Annotated in this window: 15 protein-coding genes, 1 pseudogene and 1 riboswitch; of the genes and pseudogenes, 6 read left to right on the forward strand and 10 right to left on the reverse strand. The window is 75.3% G+C overall.

Translation table 11 applies throughout. From position 1 onward, the window contains the following. Positions 1 to 47 precede the first annotated feature (47 nt). Together ACN9MS_RS06095 and ACN9MS_RS06100 are read right to left on the reverse strand one after the other, a co-directional pair. Positions 48 to 1,106, reverse strand: coding sequence for a 1-acyl-sn-glycerol-3-phosphate acyltransferase (locus ACN9MS_RS06095; RefSeq protein WP_426311141.1), 1,059 nt, complete (start codon positions 1,104 to 1,106; stop codon positions 48 to 50). Then, on the reverse strand, positions 1,103 to 1,948 hold the full coding sequence (locus ACN9MS_RS06100) for a patatin-like phospholipase family protein (RefSeq protein WP_264032065.1): 846 nt from the start codon (positions 1,946 to 1,948) through the stop codon (positions 1,103 to 1,105). Before ACN9MS_RS06100 ends, ACN9MS_RS06095 begins: the two co-directional genes overlap by 4 nt. An 81-nt stretch (positions 1,949 to 2,029) precedes the next feature. On the opposite strand from ACN9MS_RS06100, the gene ACN9MS_RS06105 reads away from it, so the two are divergent. Next, a complete protein-coding gene (locus tag ACN9MS_RS06105) occupies positions 2,030 to 3,289 on the forward strand; it encodes a DUF6350 family protein (protein WP_426311142.1) in 1,260 nt (419 codons plus the stop codon). Between the two features lie 43 nt (positions 3,290 to 3,332). Here the strand turns inward: ACN9MS_RS06105 and ACN9MS_RS06110 are convergent, their stop codons facing one another. The 4 genes from ACN9MS_RS06110 to ACN9MS_RS06125 all read right to left on the reverse strand — a co-directional run bounded on the left by ACN9MS_RS06110 (position 3,333) and on the right by ACN9MS_RS06125 (position 7,511). Next, positions 3,333 to 3,932 carry a hypothetical protein gene (locus ACN9MS_RS06110; protein ID WP_426311143.1) on the reverse strand — a complete coding sequence of 200 codons (600 nt, stop codon included), beginning with the start codon at positions 3,930 to 3,932 and terminating at the stop codon, positions 3,333 to 3,335. After that, positions 3,929 to 5,416: an MFS transporter gene (locus ACN9MS_RS06115; protein WP_426311144.1), complete on the reverse strand. Its 1,488-nt coding sequence runs from the start codon at positions 5,414 to 5,416 to the stop codon at positions 3,929 to 3,931. The genes ACN9MS_RS06110 and ACN9MS_RS06115 overlap by 4 nt, the downstream gene beginning before the upstream one ends. A gap of 59 nt (positions 5,417 to 5,475) precedes the next feature. Next, positions 5,476 to 6,816, reverse strand: a complete 1,341-nt coding sequence (locus ACN9MS_RS06120; protein ID WP_426311145.1) for a M20/M25/M40 family metallo-hydrolase — start codon at positions 6,814 to 6,816, stop codon at positions 5,476 to 5,478. A gap of 71 nt (positions 6,817 to 6,887) precedes the next feature. Further along, a complete protein-coding gene (locus ACN9MS_RS06125) occupies positions 6,888 to 7,511 on the reverse strand; it encodes a hypothetical protein (RefSeq protein WP_426311146.1) in 624 nt (207 codons plus the stop codon). A 128-nt stretch (positions 7,512 to 7,639) separates the two neighbouring features. On the opposite strand from ACN9MS_RS06125, the gene purN reads away from it, so the two are divergent. Then, positions 7,640 to 8,281 carry a phosphoribosylglycinamide formyltransferase gene (gene purN, locus ACN9MS_RS06130; protein ID WP_426311147.1) on the forward strand — a complete coding sequence of 214 codons (642 nt, stop codon included), beginning with the start codon at positions 7,640 to 7,642 and terminating at the stop codon, positions 8,279 to 8,281. Here purN and ACN9MS_RS06135 read toward each other — a convergent pair. Further along, a complete protein-coding gene (locus ACN9MS_RS06135; RefSeq protein WP_426311148.1) occupies positions 8,278 to 8,868 on the reverse strand; it encodes an ArsR/SmtB family transcription factor in 591 nt (196 codons plus the stop codon). The genes purN and ACN9MS_RS06135 overlap by 4 nt on opposite strands. A 102-nt stretch (positions 8,869 to 8,970) precedes the next feature. Here ACN9MS_RS06135 and ACN9MS_RS06140 point away from each other — a divergent pair, with 102 nt between their 5' ends. Then, a complete protein-coding gene (locus tag ACN9MS_RS06140; protein ID WP_426311149.1) occupies positions 8,971 to 10,383 on the forward strand; it encodes an MFS transporter in 1,413 nt (470 codons plus the stop codon). Between the two features lie 3 nt (positions 10,384 to 10,386). After that, a riboswitch (ZMP/ZTP riboswitch) is annotated at positions 10,387 to 10,475 on the forward strand. Between the two features lie 62 nt (positions 10,476 to 10,537). Further along, complete coding sequence (gene purH, locus ACN9MS_RS06145; RefSeq protein ID WP_426311150.1) at positions 10,538 to 12,220, forward strand: bifunctional phosphoribosylaminoimidazolecarboxamide formyltransferase/IMP cyclohydrolase; 1,683 nt, start codon at positions 10,538 to 10,540, stop codon at positions 12,218 to 12,220. Between the two features lie 62 nt (positions 12,221 to 12,282). On the opposite strand, the gene ACN9MS_RS06150 is transcribed toward purH, so the two are convergent. Together ACN9MS_RS06150 and ACN9MS_RS06155 are read right to left on the reverse strand one after the other, a co-directional pair. Then, positions 12,283 to 13,086: an FAD-dependent oxidoreductase gene (locus ACN9MS_RS06150; protein ID WP_426311151.1), complete on the reverse strand. Its 804-nt coding sequence runs from the start codon at positions 13,084 to 13,086 to the stop codon at positions 12,283 to 12,285. Positions 13,087 to 13,138: 52 nt separating this feature from the next. Beyond that, positions 13,139 to 13,630: pseudogene (locus tag ACN9MS_RS06155) on the reverse strand (FAD-dependent oxidoreductase); the annotation flags it as partial. 54 nt (positions 13,631 to 13,684) lie between these two features. Here ACN9MS_RS06155 and ACN9MS_RS06160 point away from each other — a divergent pair. Beyond that, positions 13,685 to 14,113: a DUF3017 domain-containing protein gene (locus ACN9MS_RS06160; protein ID WP_426311152.1), complete on the forward strand. Its 429-nt coding sequence runs from the start codon at positions 13,685 to 13,687 to the stop codon at positions 14,111 to 14,113. Positions 14,114 to 14,183: 70 nt separating this feature from the next. On the opposite strand, the gene ACN9MS_RS06165 is transcribed toward ACN9MS_RS06160, so the two are convergent. Continuing rightward, the gene (locus tag ACN9MS_RS06165; RefSeq protein ID WP_426311153.1) at positions 14,184 to 15,266 is read right to left on the reverse strand and encodes an MIP/aquaporin family protein; all 1,083 of its coding nucleotides are present in this window, start codon (positions 15,264 to 15,266) and stop codon (positions 14,184 to 14,186) included. A gap of 373 nt (positions 15,267 to 15,639) precedes the next feature. On the opposite strand from ACN9MS_RS06165, the gene ACN9MS_RS06170 reads away from it, so the two are divergent. After that, complete coding sequence (locus ACN9MS_RS06170; protein WP_426311154.1) at positions 15,640 to 16,857, forward strand: NADP-dependent isocitrate dehydrogenase; 1,218 nt, start codon at positions 15,640 to 15,642, stop codon at positions 16,855 to 16,857. Positions 16,858 to 16,903: the final 46 nt, after the last annotated feature.

Genomic DNA, 16,903 nt, shown 5'->3' on the forward strand with positions numbered 1-16,903 from the left:
CGCTCCGCCGGTCGCGGGGCGTCGTGCGTCCGGGCCGGCGCCCGACGTCAGGGAGCCGGGTCGCGGTCGCCGCTCGGGACCGTCGGCGCGCCCGAGGCGGCCAGCCACGCGTCGAGCCGCACCCACTGCGCGTAGAGCCACGCGGCGCGCTCCTCGTCGCCCGCCGGGAGCGCCTCGCGGGGCGTCGCCCAGATCTTGAGCGTGAGGCGCTTGTCCATCGGCAGCTCGCGCCAGATGTCCCGCACCGTGACCAGGCGCTCGAGGCCCGTGTGCGCGACGACCGCCACGCCCGTCGTCGGCGTCGCGTCGAGCGCGGCGAGGAACCCGCCGACGTGCGGCGCCATGACGTGCGGCATCCCCTCGGCGAGGAGGGCGAGGTCGTCCTCGCCGGAGGATCGCAGCGCCGCGATGCGCGCGTCGCGGCGGCGCGGCGTGACGTTCCCGCCCTCGGGGAAGAGCAGCACGGCGGAGTCCGGCGCCAGGTCGGTGGCGAGCTCGGCGACCGCCTCGCTGCCGGACGGCGCGCCGTGCGGTCGCCGGGAGCGCGGCACCACGAAGTACGCCGGCACGCGGTGCAGCAGGACGTCGATCGCCGGGTCCCACTGGAGCGTGTCCTTGAGCACGACGCGCGGCTCCCGCCCCGCCGCGTTGACGATACGGTCCATGAGGACGAACGAGTCGCCTGGCCCTGCGTGGCGGCTCACCACGAGCACCGGGGCCCCGTCGAGCCCGTCGGCCTCGCTGAGGTCGACGTCGATCCGCAGCCGCAGCGTCCAGCGCACCTGCCAGAAGAGCACCGAGAGCATCGTGCCCGCGAGGCGGACGTGCGCGCGCCGGAACGCCGGACGGTCCAGGGCCCGTCCGAAGCCGGAGCCCACCCAGAGGCCGAACAGCGCGACGAGGGCAGCGGCGTCCCACACGACGTAGAAGCTCGCGAGCCACAGCACGCGCGGCGCGCGCAGGCGGCCGGGCAGCGCCCAGCTCACGATGCCGCCGACGAGCAGGACGAGCATGATGCTCGTCGGGACGAGCAGGACCGCGAGGACGACGACGGCCGGCGCGAGGAGTAGCCGACGGACCCAGCGGGGCGGGGGCGGGACGTTCACGCGTCGCCGCCCAGCTCGTCCAGGTAGCGGCGCGACGCCGCGTACGACGAGGCCGCGCGCGCTCGGGTCGTGTCGAGCCGGCGCGACGACGAGAGCCGGTCGTCGCCGGGGAGCGGCCCGCCGCTCGGGAGGACGTGGACCGTCACGTCGTCGGGGACCTCGGCGAGCTCGCGCGCGAACCGGTGCCGCCGGGAGATCTCGAACGTCACCTTCGCGACCTCGACCGCGGTCCGCGGCGGTCGCAGCGGCTCCTCGATCCGGCCGACCTGGAGCACCCAGACCGTCCGTGCGCCGCGGCGCACGGCCTCGCCCAGCGGGATCGAGGAGACCACGCCGCCGTCGACGTAGTGCTCGTCCCCGATGCGCGTGGGCGGCAGCGCGCCCGGCACGGACGCCGAGGCGAGCACGGCCTCGACGAGCGGGCCGTCGCTGAACCAGCGCTCGGCCGCCCGCTCGATCGACGCCGCCGCGACGACGAGCGGCACGGCGAGGTCGGCGAACGTCGTGCGCTCCCCGAGCACCTGGCGCAGGAGCGCGCGCAGGGGTGCGGGGCTGGCGAGGTGGGTGCGCGTCGTCGCGAGCCGGTGCACCTGCCGGTACCACGCCTCGCCGTAGACCTGCGCGGCCGCGGGCGACGACCAGGCGGACTCGAGGCGGGGGACGACGGCGGGCGTCGGGTCCGCCGCGAGCGCCGCCCCGTTGATCGCGCCGATCGACGTCCCGACCACGAGGTCGGGCGTGATGCCGCGTTCCAGCAGCGCACGCAGCATGCCGATCTGGACCGCGCCGCGCACGCCACCGCCACCCAGGACGAACGCGGTGGGGGCGGGCGCCGTCGTCATGGACCGATCGTAGGCGCGGGTAGGCTGGCGCGCCGGGGCGAATGCCACGTACCGACCACTCGATCGACGACGATGGGCACCATGAGCACCACCAGCACGACGCGTGGTGCGCGCACGCGCACCGTGGACGGCAGCCCGGCCCCCGCACCGGTCGTGGTCCGGCGCGGGCCGTCGGGCGTGCTCGCCGCGCTCCAGGCGCTCGCGCTGTCTCTCGCGGTCGTCGTCCTGCCGGGCGTGGTGGCCTTCCTCGCCTCGTCCACCGGGTCCTCCGAGGGCAGCGGGTGGGGGCAGTCGGTGACGATCGCCGCGGGCTTCTGGCTCCTCGGCCACGGGGTCCCGCTCGTCGCGAGCGGGACGACCGTCACGCTGGTCCCGCTGGGGCTCACCGCGCTCGCGCTGTTCTGCTGCTTCGCGTCCGCGCGCCGCTCGGCGCACACGACCCTGTCCGCCTGGGTCGCGGGCACCGTGACCTACGCGCTCGCGACGCTCGGCGTCGCGCTCCTCGCGGGGTCCGCCCCGCCCTGGGGCCTCGCGGTCGCGGTCGTCGGGGGAGCGCTCGTCGGCGGGCTCGGCCTCGGCGCCGGGATCCTCGCGCGACCGGACGCACCCCTCGTCGGCGACCTCACGCAGCGGCTCGACGGGTGGCTCCCGCCGTCGGTGCGGCTGGGACTGCGCGGCGGGTTGCTCGGCACGAGCCTGCTGGCCGGCGTCTCGGCCGTCGTCGTCGGGGCGTGGCTCGTCGCCGGCCGCGCGACGTCGGGCGACATCGTCGCCGGGCTCGTGCCCGGGACCGTCGGCGGCATCGTGCTCGCGCTCGCGCAGCTCGCCGTCCTGCCGAACGTCGTGGCCTGGGCGGGAGCCTGGCTCGTCGGGCCGGGCTTCGCCGTGGGCGAGGGCAGCACGTTCGCCCCGACCGGCTCCGAGCCCGGCGCGCTGCCGGCGATCCCGCTGCTCGGCGCGCTGCCCGGCGACGACTGGACCAACCCGTTGACGCCCTGGGTGCCGGCCGTCGTCGTCGCGCTCGGCGTGGTGGCCGGGGCCTTCGTGTGGCGCCGCCTGCGCGACGTGACGGGCACCCACCCGGACGACGACGTCCCGTGGCTCGACGTCGGCCTCGCCCTGGGCGGGGTCGCGCTCGGCGCGGGCCTCCTCGTCGGGCTCGTGAGCTGGCTCGCTGGCGGCGCGGTCGGGCCCGGTCGGCTCGAGGTCGTCGGCGCCGACGCGCTCGTCGTCGGCGCGCTCGCCGCGGCCGAGATCGGCGGCGGCGCCGCGCTCGCCGTCCTGTGGGCGCGGCTCGACGTGCTGGGCCGCCGCCACGGCGATCCCGTCGACGAGGGCTGACGCCGGGACGCTTCCGCGGGGGAGCCGTGGACGGTGCTTCTCGTCAGTCGAGCGGCGGCGTGGGGGGCGGAGTCGTGTCGAGGTCGACCACCGACGTCGGGACGGGGCAGTCGGGCGAGGCCGCGAGGTCCATCCGCGTCACCACGGACCAGCCGTCCTCGGTGAGCGGGAGCTCGAAGCGGGCGTCCTCGCCGGCGGCGACGCTCGCCGACCAGGTCTCGAGGCGGTCTGCGAGAACCGCCCAGTCGTCGGCCCACGACCGCGCCGGTCTGTCGGCGTCGAGGACGTCCGTGGGCACCGCGCCGACGGCGGTCGCGAGCCGTCGGGCCGCCTGTGCGACGTCGAGCGCAGCGGTGGCGCGCTCCTCGGGCGTCGTCGCGACCGCGAGCGTCGCACCCGCCTCCCCGACCTGCGCGCAGGGGTCCGCCGCGGCGGCCAGGATCCGGTCGTCCTCGACGAGCTCGAGCCTGTCGTGGTTGGCGAAGGGCACGATCGCCCAGACGACGAGGGCCACGGCGGCGAGAAGGACCGCGGCAGGGACCACGAGCCACCACCACGGGGACCCCCTGCGGCGCAGTCCCTCCCGGTCCACGGGCGGGAGCGACGGGGGAGGGCCGGCGAGCGGCGGGGTCGGGGCGGTCATGCCGCGGACCGCGCGGCTGTTGCCGCCTCGACGGGGGCCGCGGCGGCGGGGTCGGTGAAGGCCTGGCGCGGCACGACGGCGAGCAGGAGGACGGCGGCGACGAGCGCCGTCGTGCCGCACACGACCCAGACGGTGACGTACCCGCCGAACGAGCCGGCCGTGCTCTCTGTCGCGCCGCCCTGGAGTGCGGCGGCCGCGAGCGCGATGCCGAAGACGCACGACGCGACCGCCCCGCCGACGGTCTTCACGGAGTTCGTCAGGCCGGTCGCGACGCCGGTGAGCGTCGGGGGTGCGGCGGCGGCCGCTGCGGCAGGCAGCGCGGCGACGAGCGCGCCGGACCCGAGGCCGACGATCACCATGTTGGTGAGCACGTTCGCGTACGTCGCGTGGAGCGGCAGGAAGAGCAGGAAGCCGACGCCCACGAGGGTGGACGCGCCCACGAGGGTGAGACGCGGCGTCGCGCGCCGGGCGACGCGCGGGTACGAGAGCGCGCCGACGATCATGCCGATCAGGTAGACGCCGATGAGCAGGGACGTCTGGAAGCCGGTCGTGCCGAGCCCGTACCCGTGCTCGGCGGGGTCGGTGCGCGCGAACGTGGACAGCGGTGCCTGGGCGCCGAGCACGGAGACGCCGAACAGACCGGCCGTGAGGAACACCGGGCCCAGCGTGGGGGACCGGAACATGCGCACGTCGACGAGCGGGTCGTCCTGGCGCAGCTCCCACCGGGCGAACGGCCACAGCAGCGCGGCGCCGAGCACGACGAGCGCCCACGGCGCGAACGCGACGACGCCCTCGAGGCGCAGCAGGCTGAGGCCGCCCGTGAGCGCGAGGAGCGCGAGCGAGACGAGCACGAGGCCCACGGTGTCGAAGCGCCCGCCCGCAGGGTCGGGCGACTCCTTCACGCCGAGCAGCACGACGACGAAGCACACGACGACCAGGAGCGCGGGGACGAGGAGCACGACGCGCAGCGGGAGCGCGTCGACGAGCGCACCGCCCGCGAGGGCGCCGAGGATCGCGCCGGTCTCGAGCGCCGCGACGAGGACGCCCGCGGCGCGCGCGGTGACGGCGGCGGGGTTCGCGAGGCGCCGGGCGCGCGACCAGACGAGCGCGATCTCCAGCGGCAGCCACACGACGTAGAACCCCTGCACGGCCCACGCCACGAGGAACACCGCGAACGAGTCCGTGAACGGCAGGACGAGCGACGCGGCCGCCGTGACCGCCGTCGACCACAGGAGGATGCGCCGGTGGCCGACCATGTCGCCGAGCTTGGCCAGCGCGGGGACGACGAGCGCCGACAGCATGAGCTGGGAGCCCTCGAGCCAGTTCACGTCGGCGTCGTGCACGCCGAGGTGCCGCGCGATGTCCGTGAGCATCGGCGTGTAGTAGCCCTGGAGGACGCCGCTCGTCAGCTCGACGAAGGCGAGGAACCCGACGACGCCGGCGAGGGTCGAACCCGCGAGGCGCCCGGTGAGCGAGCGAGCCATCGCTGCTCCTTCTGCGTGGGGAGGCGCGCGTCGTCGCGCGCCCCGGAGGTGGGGGAGCGTCAGGGTAGCCGCTCGAGGAGCGCGCGGTGGAACCGCTCGCCCCGCTCGAGCTCGGCGACCTCGACGCGCTCGTCGAGGCCGTGGATGGTGGCGCGCAGCTCGGCGGACATCGCGAGCGGCGCGAACCGGTACACGGCCGGGGAGAACCGGTGGAAGTGCCGCGCGTCGGTCGCCTGCATCGTGATGTACGGGGCGGGCAGCGCGTCGGGGTGCGAGACGCCGACGCACGCGGCGAGGAGGGCGAACCGCTCGTCGTCGACGGGGGACTCGGGGGAGGGCTCGCTGCCCTCGACGACCTCGATCTGGACCTGCGGGTCGTCGACGCGCCGCCGGACGCGCTCGACGGTGCCCGCGACGGTCTCGCCGAGCGCGATCCGCAGGTTGACGGTCGCGGACGCCTGCGACGGCAGCACGTTCGCGGCCGTGCCGCCGGAGAGCATCGTCGGCGCGACGGTCGTGCGGACGATCGCCGCGGCCTCGCCGCCCATCGCGGCGAAGGTCTGCGCGGCCACGGGCGGCGCGGCGGCCAGGGCGCGCAGCGCGGTGCGCGCCGGTCCGGTCGCGCGGTCGGAGAAGAGCCGGAGCATGCGCGAGATCGCGACGGGCGTGCGTGCGGGGAAGGTGCGCGGGCCGAGGCGCTCGACGGCGCGCGCGACGCGCCGGACCGCCGTCGTCGTGGGCGGGGCGGACGCGTGCCCGCCCTCGCCGCGCGCGGTGAGGCGCAGCGTGAGCACGCCCTTCTCGCCGACGCCGATCATCGCGGCGCTCCCGGGGACGAGGGGGAGCGGGGAGTCCGTGACCGCCCCGCCCTCGTCGAGCACGAGCCACGGGACCACGCCGCGGTCGCGCAACGTCGTCGCGATCGCGGCCGCGGCCGCGCCGTGCGACTCCTCGTTGCCGCCGAACGACAGGTAGACGTCCCGCGCGGGCGTGAACCCCGCCGCGAGCAGGTTCTCGACCGCCTCGAGCACGACGACGAGCGGCCCCTTGTCGTCGAGCGCGCCGCGCCCGTGGACCCAGCCGTCGGCGACACGCCCCTCGAAGGGTGGGTAGGTCCAGTCGTCGCTCTCGTCGACCGGGACGACGTCGTAGTGCGCCATGAGCACCACCGGAGGCTCGTCGGAGCGCCCGCGCCAGCGGTAGAGCAGACCGAGGTCGGTGATGCGCTCGCGCTCGAGGTGTTCGTGGACGAGTGGGTACAGCTCGCCCAGCAGGTCGACGAGCTCGTCGAAGGGCGCGAGCCCTCGCTGCTCGAGCTCGGCGGACACCGTGGGGATCCGGATGAGCCGGGCGAGCCGCTCGTCGGCGCCCGGTCGAGGGGTCACGGTCGTGGTCGTCATGGGCACACCCTAGAGACTGGATGTCACGAGCGGGTGACGGAGTCTCAGGCGGGCGGCACGAACTCGGACGGTCAGGACGACGCGGGGGCCGGTGTGGGGAACCAGCGGGCGAACTTCTCCTCGAGCGCCTGGGTCCGCTCGACGTCGCAGCGCTTCTCCGCCGAAACGGTGATCGCGCCGTCGAGGCACTGCTGGTGCGCCAGCGCGACGTCCCAGGTGACGAGCGTCGAGACCATCTGGAGCGCAAGCATGGCGGAGAGGCCGACCCCGATGCCCAGCGCCGGGACGAGCGCCCCGCGCACGCGCGCACGCCAGACGGCCATGAGCGCCCGGATGCCCACGACGATCGCCCCGAGCGCGAGCGCGAGGCTCACGGCCTGCCACGGGAACGGCATCGTGCTCACGACGATCACCGCGAGCAGGAGCAGTCCGAAGTGCAGCACGCGTCGCGTCGCCTGCCGCGCGAGCTCGGGGTCCGGCTCCGGAGGCTCGGGCGGCGCCGGCGGTCGGGCGTCGGCGGGCGCGTGCAGGTCCGGCCACCCCGGCGGCGGAGGGGGGAGCGGGGCACCCGTGCCAGGCCCGGCACCGGGCGGGACCGGTGCGTCCGGACGCGCACCCTCCTCCGGCGGCTGCTGCGGCTCGGGACGAGGCTGCTGCGGCGCGTCGGGACGGGGCGGTGCGTACGGGTTGCCCACGGGCAGCTCCTCGGTCGGTCGGGCGGCTCGCGGTACATTCTCCCATCGGAGGCCGGGTGCCCTGGAGGGCGCCCCGCCCCTCCCGCCGAGCCCGACACCCGAGCCACCCCGACACCCGCAGGAGCACCGTGCAGACGCCGTCCGGCCACCCCGTCGAGTCCACCTCCGCCGCCCGCGTCGTCGTCCTCGTCTCGGGCGCCGGCTCCAACCTCGCCGCGATCCTCGCCGCGCACGACGACGCCGCCTACGGAGCGCGCGTCGTCGGCGTCGTGTCGGACAAGGCCGACGCGGGGGGCCTCGACCTCGCCCGCGAGGCCGGGGTCGCCGCCGTCGTCGTGGCTCCGGGGGACTTCGACGACCGGGCCGCGTGGAACGAGGCGGTCGCGCAGGCGGTCGACGTCTTCCGGCCCGACCTCGTGGTGCTCGCCGGCTTCATGCGCATCCTCGGCCCGGCGTTCGTCGGGCGCTTCGCGGGCCGGACGATCAACACGCACCCGGCGCTCCTGCCGTCCTTCCCCGGGGCGCACGGCGTGCGGGACGCGCTCGCGTACGGGGTCCGCGTGACCGGGTGCACCGTCCACGTGGTCGACGACGGCGTCGACACCGGCCCGATCATCGCCCAGGTCGCCGTCCCGGTCGAGGACGGAGACGACGAGTTGTCGCTGCACGAGCGCATCAAGGTCGCGGAGCGCGCGCTGCTCGTCGAGACGGTCGGCCGCGTCGCGCGCGAGGGGCTGCGCGTCGAGGGCCGCCGGGCCCTGCTGGGCTAGGCGCCGGGCTCCTCCGCGTCCTCGCCGGTGGCCTCGTCCGCGGGCGGGAGGTCGCGCGGCGCGAGGACGGCGAGAGCCTGGTAGGTCTCGCGACCCTCCTGGGGCGCCGCCCGTCCCTCCTCGAGCGAGCGCGCGGTCCAGCGCTCGAGCAGCTCCGCGATCTCGTGGGACATCGTCGCCGCCTGCTCGGCGGTGAGCACGAGCGTGCTGAGCGCGAGGATCCGGTCCTCGCGCGCCCCGGTCTCGCTCCCGCGCCGGAACGTCTCCTCGGCCCAGGCCAGGGCCGGTCGCACCACGTGGCGCACCGCGTCGGGCGTCCCCGGCTCGACAGCGTAGCTCTGCGCGACGTTCTTCCACACCCGGTCGCGGCGGTCGCGCGCGTGCTCGGGCGCCTCGACGATCATCCCGGCCTTGGCGAGCACGCGGAGGTGGAAGCTCACGGAGTTCGCGGGCTCTCCCGTCGCCTGGGCGAGGTCCGCGGCGCGCGCGTGCCCGAGGACGGCGAGCTCTATGAGGATGCGCTGCCGCAGCGGGTGCGCGATCGCCCGCAGCGCCGCGGGGTCCTGGACGCGGAAGGTCTCGAGCACAGGCCGAGGCTAGCAACGCCTGGGGTCGTGCACGAGGAGGTGCGCAGGAACAAGTGCGCAACGACCATTGCGCAATGGGAGTTGCGCACCTAGGTTCGTGCCATGACGAACCCGCCTGCCGCCGCCTCGGTCGAGGACCACCCGCCCACCGGCCCGTCGTCGACGGCGCGTGCTCCCGGCCCCGCCGTCCAGGACGCCGTGGCGCCGGTCGCCGCCCCCGGCGGCGCCGTCCCGCCGTCGCTCCTGCGCAACCGGTCGTACATGCTGCTCATGACGGGGATGACCGCGGAGTCGCTCGGCGCGGGCGTCGCGCTCTTCGCCGTGCCGCTCGTCGCCTACGGGATCACGGGGTCGGTCGTGCAGGCGGGCGTCGTCGCCGCCGTCGGCCAGCTCGGGGCGCTCCTCGCGACCCTGCCCGCCGGCGTCGTGGCGGACCGGGTCGACCGGCGCCGGCTCATCACGGTCTCCGCGGGCGTCGGTGCCGCGCTGTGGGGGACCGTCGCGCTCGCCGCGGGGCTCGGGTCGCTCACCGCCTGGCACCTCGCGGCCGTGCTCTTCGGGGCGTCGGTCGTCGGGGCGCTCGTCGACCCGGCCACGAGCGGGGCGTTCCGGTCGGTCGTGCCCGTGCCCCAGCTGCCGACGGCGCTGGCAGCCGTGCAGGGCCGGGACGCCGTCGCGAGCCTCCTCGCCGGGCCCCTCGGCGGCGTCCTCTACGCCGTCGCGCACGCCGTCCCGCTCGCCGGCGCCGCGATCGGGCACCTGGCGACCGCCGTCTGCACGTGGTTCGTGCGCGAGCCGCTCAACGGCGACGTCGCCGCGGCGCGCGCGACCCGCCCCACGGAGGCGCTGCGCGAAGGGCTCCGGTTCGTGTGGTCCGTGCCGCTGTTCCGCGCTCTCCTCGGCCTGTTCGTCGTCATCAACGTCGCGTTCGGCGGCCTCATGGTCGGCATCAACCTCGAGCTCGTGCGCACGGGCACGGCGCCGCTCCTCATCGGCCTGGTCGACCTCGCGGTCGGCCTGGGCGTGCTCGTCGGCGCGGTCCTCGCGCCCCGGCTCGTCGCGCGGTTCCGCGCGGGCGTCCTCGTCGTCGGCGCGCTCGGCACGCTGGCGGCGGGCGCCGCCGCGATGGCGGCCCTGAACTCGTACGTCGGGTACGTCCTCCTGCTCCCGCCGGCGCTCCTGCTGGTCCCCGCGGCGAACGCCTGCCTGTCCGGGTACGCGGCCGCGATCACGCCGCCGCAGCTCCAGGGGAGGCTCTCGTCCGTCCTGGGGCTGACCGGCCTCGCCGCCGGACCCCTCGTGCCGCTCGTCGGGAGCGGGCTCCTCGAACGGTTCGGGCTCGGGACGGCGCTCGTGGTGCTCGCGGGGCTCCTCGTCGTCACCGTCGCGGTCCTCAGCACGGTCCGGTCGCTGTGGCGGGTCGGCACCCCGGACACCTGGGCCGACGACGCGGCCGCTCTCGTCGCGTCGGGCGTCGTGCCGGGCGAGCCGGTGCCCGCCGGGCCGGGCCGGTAGACTCGTCCCGGCCGCGACTGGCGAGGGTGGGAACGACCACCGGGGAGCGGCCGGATCAACCTGCTGGTGCGTCGACCGCCTGGGCGCCTGGGTTCAGCCACTCGGTACCGGTGCACCGCCGGACCGCGACCGCGACCCAGAGGAGCCCCTCGTCATGTCCCACCCGGCCCCGCACGTGCCCGCCGCCCCCGACGTCCAGCTCGCCGACGACTCCCGGCGCCCCGTGCGGCGCGCGCTCCTGAGCGTCTACGACAAGACCGGCCTCGTCGAGCTCGCCACGGCGCTCCACGCGGCGGGCGTCGAGCTCGTCTCCACCGGCTCCACCGCGGCGACGATCGCCGGCGCGGGCGTCCCCGTGACGAAGGTCGAGGACCTCACCGGGTTCCCCGAGTGCCTCGAGGGCCGGGTCAAGACGCTGCACCCGCGCGTGCACGCCGGCATCCTCGCGGACTCGCGCAAGGCCGACCACCTCGCGCAGCTCGACGAGCTCGGCATCGCGCCGTTCGAGCTCGTCGTCGTCAACCTGTACCCGTTCGCCGCCACCGTCGCGTCGGGCGCCGGGCCGGACGAGGTCGTCGAGCAGATCGACATCGGTGGACCCTCGATGGTCCGCGCGGCCGCGAAGAACCACCCGAGCGTCGCCGTCGTCGTCGACCCGGCCCGGTACGAGGACGTCGTGGCGGCCGTGCAGGCGGGCGGCTTCACCTACGCGCAGCGCAAGGCGCTCGCGGCCGCCGCGTTCGTGCACACCGCGACGTACGACGTCGCCGTCGCGTCGTGGATGGGCAACGTCGTGGCACCGACGGACGCGGTCGAGACCGACGGCGAGACCGTGAGCACCGGGTTCCCCGCCTGGATCGGTGCGACGTGGGACCGCGCCGACGTGCTGCGCTACGGCGAGAACCCGCACCAGCGTGCCGCGCTCTACACCCACGGCCACGGTGCGAACGGCCTCGCCCAGGCGACGCAGCTCCACGGCAAGGCCATGAGCTACAACAACTACGTCGACGCCGACGCCGCGTGGCGCGCCGCGCACGACCACGACGCGCCCGCCGTCGCGATCATCAAGCACGCCAACCCGTGCGGCATCGCGGTCGGCACCGACATCGCCGAGGCGCACGCCCGCGCCCACGCGACCGACCCCGTCTCGGCCTACGGCGGCGTCATCGCGGCGAACCGCGTCGTCACCAAGGCGGCCGCAGAGCAGATCGCGCCCGTGTTCACCGAGGTCGTCGTCGCGCCCGGCTTCGAGCCCGAGGCGCTGGAGGTCCTCCAGGCGAAGAAGAACATCCGCCTCCTCGTCGTCGACACCCCGCCGACGACCTCCGTCGAGACCCGCCCGGTGAGCGGCGGGCTGCTCGTGCAGAGCACCGACCGGGTCGACGCCGTCGTGACGGACGCCGACGGGAACGTCACCGGCGGGGACGACCCGCAGCACTGGAACCTCGTCACCGGCGAGGCCGCCGACGACGCGACGATCGCCGACCTCGCGTTCGCGTGGCGCGCGATCCGCGCCGCGAAGTCGAACGCGATCCTCCTCGCGAACGACGGCGCCGCCGTCGGCGTCGGGATGGGGCAGGTCAACCGCGTCGACTCGTGCCGCCTCGCGGTCGAGCGCGCCAACACGCTCGCCGAGGGCGAGGAGCGGGCACGCGGCGCCGTCGCGGCGTCCGACGCGTTCTTCCCCTTCGCCGACGGCCTCCAGATCCTGCTCGACGCGGGCGTGCGCGCCGTCGTCGCGCCGGGAGGGTCGATCCGCGACGCCGAGGTGATCGAGGCCGCGCAGGCGGCGGGCGTGACGATGTACTTCACGGGGACGCGCCACTTCGCGCACTGAGACGCCCCACGCTCGACGGCCCCGCCGGTCCTCGGACCCGCGGGGCCGTCGCGTGCCGGGCGTCAGGCGAGCGCGTCTCGCAGGCGGCGGGTCGGGTCGAGCGCCACGTCGAGGTCGACGCGGAGACGGCCGGTGCGGTTCATCGCCTTGCGGACCGGGCCGACGTCGCGCGGCGAGTCGACCAGGAGGACCGCCCGGACCTCGGCGACCCGACCGTCCGGCGTCGTGCCGACGCGCGACCCCGGGGCGAGGTAGAACGCGGCCCAGCCCTCGTGGCCGGTGGCCCCGCCCGACGGGTCGCCGCGGAAGAGCACGTCGTCGGCCTCGTCGGGCACGCCGAACAGGGCGAGGTCGTGGCCGAGCTGCTGGGAGAACACGTACGGAGCGTGCGCCGGGCCGGTGTCCTCGTCGCCGAGCATCGCGGCGACCGTCGCGTCGGGGTCGTGGAGCGCAGCCGACCAGTGGCCGCCGGGGACGGCACCGAGCACGGGATGCTCGCGCGTCGCGCAGTCGCCGACGGCCCAGAGCCCGTCCAGGCCGCGCACGGCCCCGGTCGCGTCGACGGGGACGCTGCCCCGCACGTCGCGCGGGACGGCGCCGTCGAGCCAGTCCGTCGCGGGGCGAGAGCCCACCGCGGCCAGCACGAGGTCGGCCGGGAGCTCGCGACCGTCGGCGAGCCGGATGCCGTCGGGGCGGACCTCCGCGACCGCGGCGCCGGTCACGAGCTCCGCGCCGACGGCGGCGTACCAGGGCGCGAGGTGCGCGCCGACGCCCGGCCCGAGCTGTCGCCGGAGCGGGGTCGGCGCCGCCTCGAGGACCGTGACGCGCGCGCCCCCGCCGGTCGCGACCCCCGCCAGGCTCGGCACCGATCCAGCCCGCGCCGACGATCACGAGGCGGAGCCCCGGCCGCAGCGCACCGCGCAGGTCCTCGGCGTCGCGCGCGGTGTGCAGGAGGCGGGCGTGCTCCCAGCCGACGGGCCGGACGGGCGTGGAACCGACCGCGAGCACGACGGCGGCGGCGGCCTGGCGCTCGCCCGACCGGGTCGTGACCACCCAAGCGTCACCCTCGGGCGCGGAGCGACGCTCCAGCCGTACCGCCGGGTCGGCGAGGCGGACCTCGTCGGCGAGAGCCTCGACGTCAACGCCGAGGTCCTCGGCCAGCCACGCCGGGCTCGGGCGGCTCAGGAGCTCCTTCGACAGCGGGGGCCGGTCGTAGGGAGGCACACCCTCGGCGCCGAGGAGCGTCACCCGCCCGGTGTACCCCCGACGGCGGAGCGCGCCGACGGTCTGGGCGCCGGCGAGGCCGCCGCCCACGACGACGACCGACGAGGGGGGCTCGGAGGTCGCCGCGGGGCGGTCCCCGCGGTGCGGAGACGAGGGCGGGAGGACCGGCGGCTCGGCGGACGACATGCACGTCACGCTAGGCCACGACGGTAGGATTCCGGGCGTGGAAGGTGCAGCAGCGTGACCGACGTCACCGCAGACGGAGGGACGCGCCACCGGCCGCCGCCGACGCTCGTGCCGGCGTGGCACCACGTCGAGGACGAGCCGGACGGCGGAGAGCCCCCTGCGGGTGCTCGGCCAGACGGCGAGGCCCGGCCGCCGGTCCCGGAGCCTCCCGCGAGCCTCGCACCGTCACGCCAGCCCGCGATGTGGCTCGTGCTCGCGGGCGTCGCGGTCTCGACGCTCGTCGCGGTGCTCGTCGGTGCGCGCGCAGGCTGCTTCACGCTCGCCGTGCTGCTCGCCGTGGCCGGGGTGTGCCGCGCGGCCATCCCGGGCCCCGGCCCCGTCGGGATCACCGTGCGCTCGCGCGGCCTGGACGTCTTCTTCTTCCTCGCGCCCGCCGTCGCCATGGCGTTCCTCGCGCTGAGCCTCGACCAGGGCGAGATCTGACTCGTCGCCACGGCAGACGACGACGGGCCCGGACCGCGGTCGCGGTCCGGGCCCGTCGGGCGTCGAGACGTCAGGCCTTGGGGGCCTCGTCCGTACCGGGCTCCTCGCCCGCCGCGGGCGCCTCGGGCTCGTCCACCTCGACGACCTCGACGACCTCCTCGACCGCGACGACGTCGCCGTTCTCGTCCGTGACGACGACCTCCTCCTCGACCACGGCCGCGACGGCGCCCGCGCCGGCGGCGCCCGCGGCGCCGGCTGCCGCGGAGTAGGCCGGGGCCTCGGCCTCGGTCAGCGTGACGACCTGGTCCTCGCCGAGGAGGTCGTCCTGCTTCGGGGCGAACGCGAACGCGCGGTAGAAGAGGCCGGCGATCGCGGCACCGAGGAGCGGTGCGACCCAGAAGACCCACTGCTGCTTCCACAGGTCGCCGTCGCCGGCGAAGACCGCCGAGGCCATCGAGCGGGCCGGGTTGAGCGACGCGTTGGTGATCGGCGCGGCGACGAGGATGAGCGCGGTGAGCGTGAGGCCGATGACGACCGGCGCGTACTGGACGCTCGCGCGCTTGTCGGTGACGCCGAGGATCACGCCCACGAACACGGCGGTGACGATGGTCTCGACGAGCAGCGCCTGGACGAGGCCGAACTCCGTGCCGCCCTGCGACGCCGTCGCGAGCGAGGAGAAGCTGCCGTACCCGTTCGCGGTGGCGACGAACACGCCGCCGCGGCCCTCCTGCCCGAGGAGCTCGGGCAGCGACGACGGGACGGTCGCGAGCAGCACGAGCCCGGCGAGGATCGCGCCCACGAGCTGGGCGACCCAGTACGGCAGGACGTCGCGCCACGCGGTGCGACCGCCGATCGCGGCGCCGAGCGTCACGGCCGGGTTGAAGTGGCCGCCGGACACGTTGCCCACGGCAGCGGCGCCCGCGATCACCGCGATGCCGCCGGCGAGGCCGACGGCCAGGGCGTTCTGCTGGCTGACGAACGTGTAGAGCGCCACACCCACGATCGCGAGGACGAGGAAGAACGTGCCGAAGACCTCGGCGCCGAGACGCGCGAGGAGGCTCGGCTGGACGACGGCGACGGTCTCCGTCGGCGCGGGGCGCGGGTCGTCGACGAAGCCCTCCGGTGCGCCGGGAGCGGTGGTGTCCTGGGACATGATGATCCTGTCTGGTTCGGTGGGTACTTCGGGCAGTCCCGGCCCGGCCGCCACGGTGCGGCACCGGGAGGCGGTCGGGACGACGGCACGATGCCTGACCGAGTGCCCGGCCATTCCGGCATCTGGGGGCATCTTGCCACCACCACCCGGGAGATGCGTGGAAATCAGCGGTGCTCCACCTGAGAACGGACGTCCCGTCTCACGATGCGGTCGGTTCACCGAGCACCGCGAAAGTATCTTGACGTCGAGAAGTCGAGTACCCTGGACCGCGGTCAGCAACGCCCCTGTGTGCGACGGACCGGGCCCCACGGGCCGCACGGTCGCCGTCCGGCTCCCGGGGGCACCAGTCCCCGACAGTTGGAGCGATCTGCGCATGGGCAAGATCAAGGTCGTCAACCCGGTCGTCGAGCTCGACGGCGACGAGATGACGCGCATCATCTGGCAGTTCATCAAGGACCGCCTCATCCACCCGTACCTCGACGTGGACCTCAAGTACTACGACCTGTCGATCCAGAACCGCGACGCGACGGACGACCAGGTCACGATCGACGCCGCCAACGCGATCAAGCAGTACAACGTGGGCGTCAAGTGCGCGACGATCACGCCCGACGAGGCGCGCGTCGAGGAGTTCGGCCTCAAGAAGATGTGGGTCTCGCCCAACGGCACGATCCGCAACATCCTCGGCGGCGTCGTCTTCCGCGAGCCCATCATCATCTCGAACATCCCGCGCCTCGTGCCTGGTTGGAACAAGCCGATCATCATCGGCCGTCACGCCCACGGCGACCAGTACAAGTCGACGAACTTCAAGGTCCCGGGCCCCGGCAAGATCACGATGACGTTCGAGCCGGCCGACGGCTCCGAGCCGCAGAAGTTCGAGGTCGTGACCATGCCCGAGGAGGGCGGCGTCGCGATGGGCATGTACAACTTCAACGAGTCGATCCGCGACTTCGCGCGCGCCTCGTTCGCGTACGGCCTGCAGCGCGAGTACCCCGTGTACCTCTCGACGAAGAACACGATCCTCAAGGCCTACGACGGCGCCTTCAAGGACATCTTCCAGGAGGTGTTCGACGCCGAGTTCGCCGAGGCGTTCGCCGCGAAGGGCCTCACCTACGAGCACCGCCTCATCGACGACATGGTCGCCTCGGCCATGAAGTGGGAGGGCGGCTACGTCTGGGCGTGCAAGAACTACGACGGCGACGTCCAGTCCGACACCGTCGCGCAGGGCTTCGGCTCGCTCGGCCTCATGACGTCCGTCCTCATGACCCCGGACGGCCAGACCGTCGAGGCCGAGGCCGCGCACGGTACCGTGACGCGCCACTACCGCCAGCACCAGCAGGGCAAGCCGACGTCGACCAACCCGATCGCGTCGATCTTCGCCTGGACCCGCGGCCTCATGCACCGCGGCAAGCTGGACGGCACGCCCGAGGTCACCGAGTTCGCGCAGACCCTCGAGGACGTCGTCATCAAGACCGTCGAGGCCGGCCAGATGACGAAGGACCTCGCGCTCCTCGTCGGCCCGGACCAGGAGTGGCTGACGACCGAGGACTTCCTCGCTGCGCTCGACGAGAACCTCAAGGCGCGCCTGGGCTGATCGCCCTCCCGCACGCCCCACGGCGGCGTCCCTCTTCGCAGGGGCG

Origin of the sequence: Cellulosimicrobium sp. E-16, assembly GCF_049913115.1 — a bacterium.
Classification (GTDB): domain Bacteria; phylum Actinomycetota; class Actinomycetes; order Actinomycetales; family Cellulomonadaceae; genus Cellulosimicrobium.

Excerpts from the sequence above, each read along its gene's own strand:
- purH (WP_426311150.1), top strand. The coding sequence starts at position 10,538 with ATGTCCCACCCGGCCCCGCACGTGCCCGCCGCCCCCGACGTCCAGCTC.
- ACN9MS_RS06100 (WP_264032065.1), bottom strand. The coding sequence starts at position 1,948 with ATGACGACGGCGCCCGCCCCCACCGCGTTCGTCCTGGGTGGCGGTGGC.
- ACN9MS_RS06120 (WP_426311145.1), bottom strand. The coding sequence starts at position 6,816 with ATGACGACCACGACCGTGACCCCTCGACCGGGCGCCGACGAGCGGCTC.
- ACN9MS_RS06165 (WP_426311153.1), bottom strand. The coding sequence starts at position 15,266 with ATGTCCCAGGACACCACCGCTCCCGGCGCACCGGAGGGCTTCGTCGAC.
- ACN9MS_RS06110 (WP_426311143.1), bottom strand. The coding sequence starts at position 3,932 with ATGACCGCCCCGACCCCGCCGCTCGCCGGCCCTCCCCCGTCGCTCCCG.
- ACN9MS_RS06115 (WP_426311144.1), bottom strand. The coding sequence starts at position 5,416 with ATGGCTCGCTCGCTCACCGGGCGCCTCGCGGGTTCGACCCTCGCCGGC.
- ACN9MS_RS06170 (WP_426311154.1), top strand. The coding sequence starts at position 15,640 with ATGGGCAAGATCAAGGTCGTCAACCCGGTCGTCGAGCTCGACGGCGAC.
- ACN9MS_RS06105 (WP_426311142.1), top strand. The coding sequence starts at position 2,030 with ATGAGCACCACCAGCACGACGCGTGGTGCGCGCACGCGCACCGTGGAC.
- ACN9MS_RS06140 (WP_426311149.1), top strand. The coding sequence starts at position 8,971 with ATGACGAACCCGCCTGCCGCCGCCTCGGTCGAGGACCACCCGCCCACC.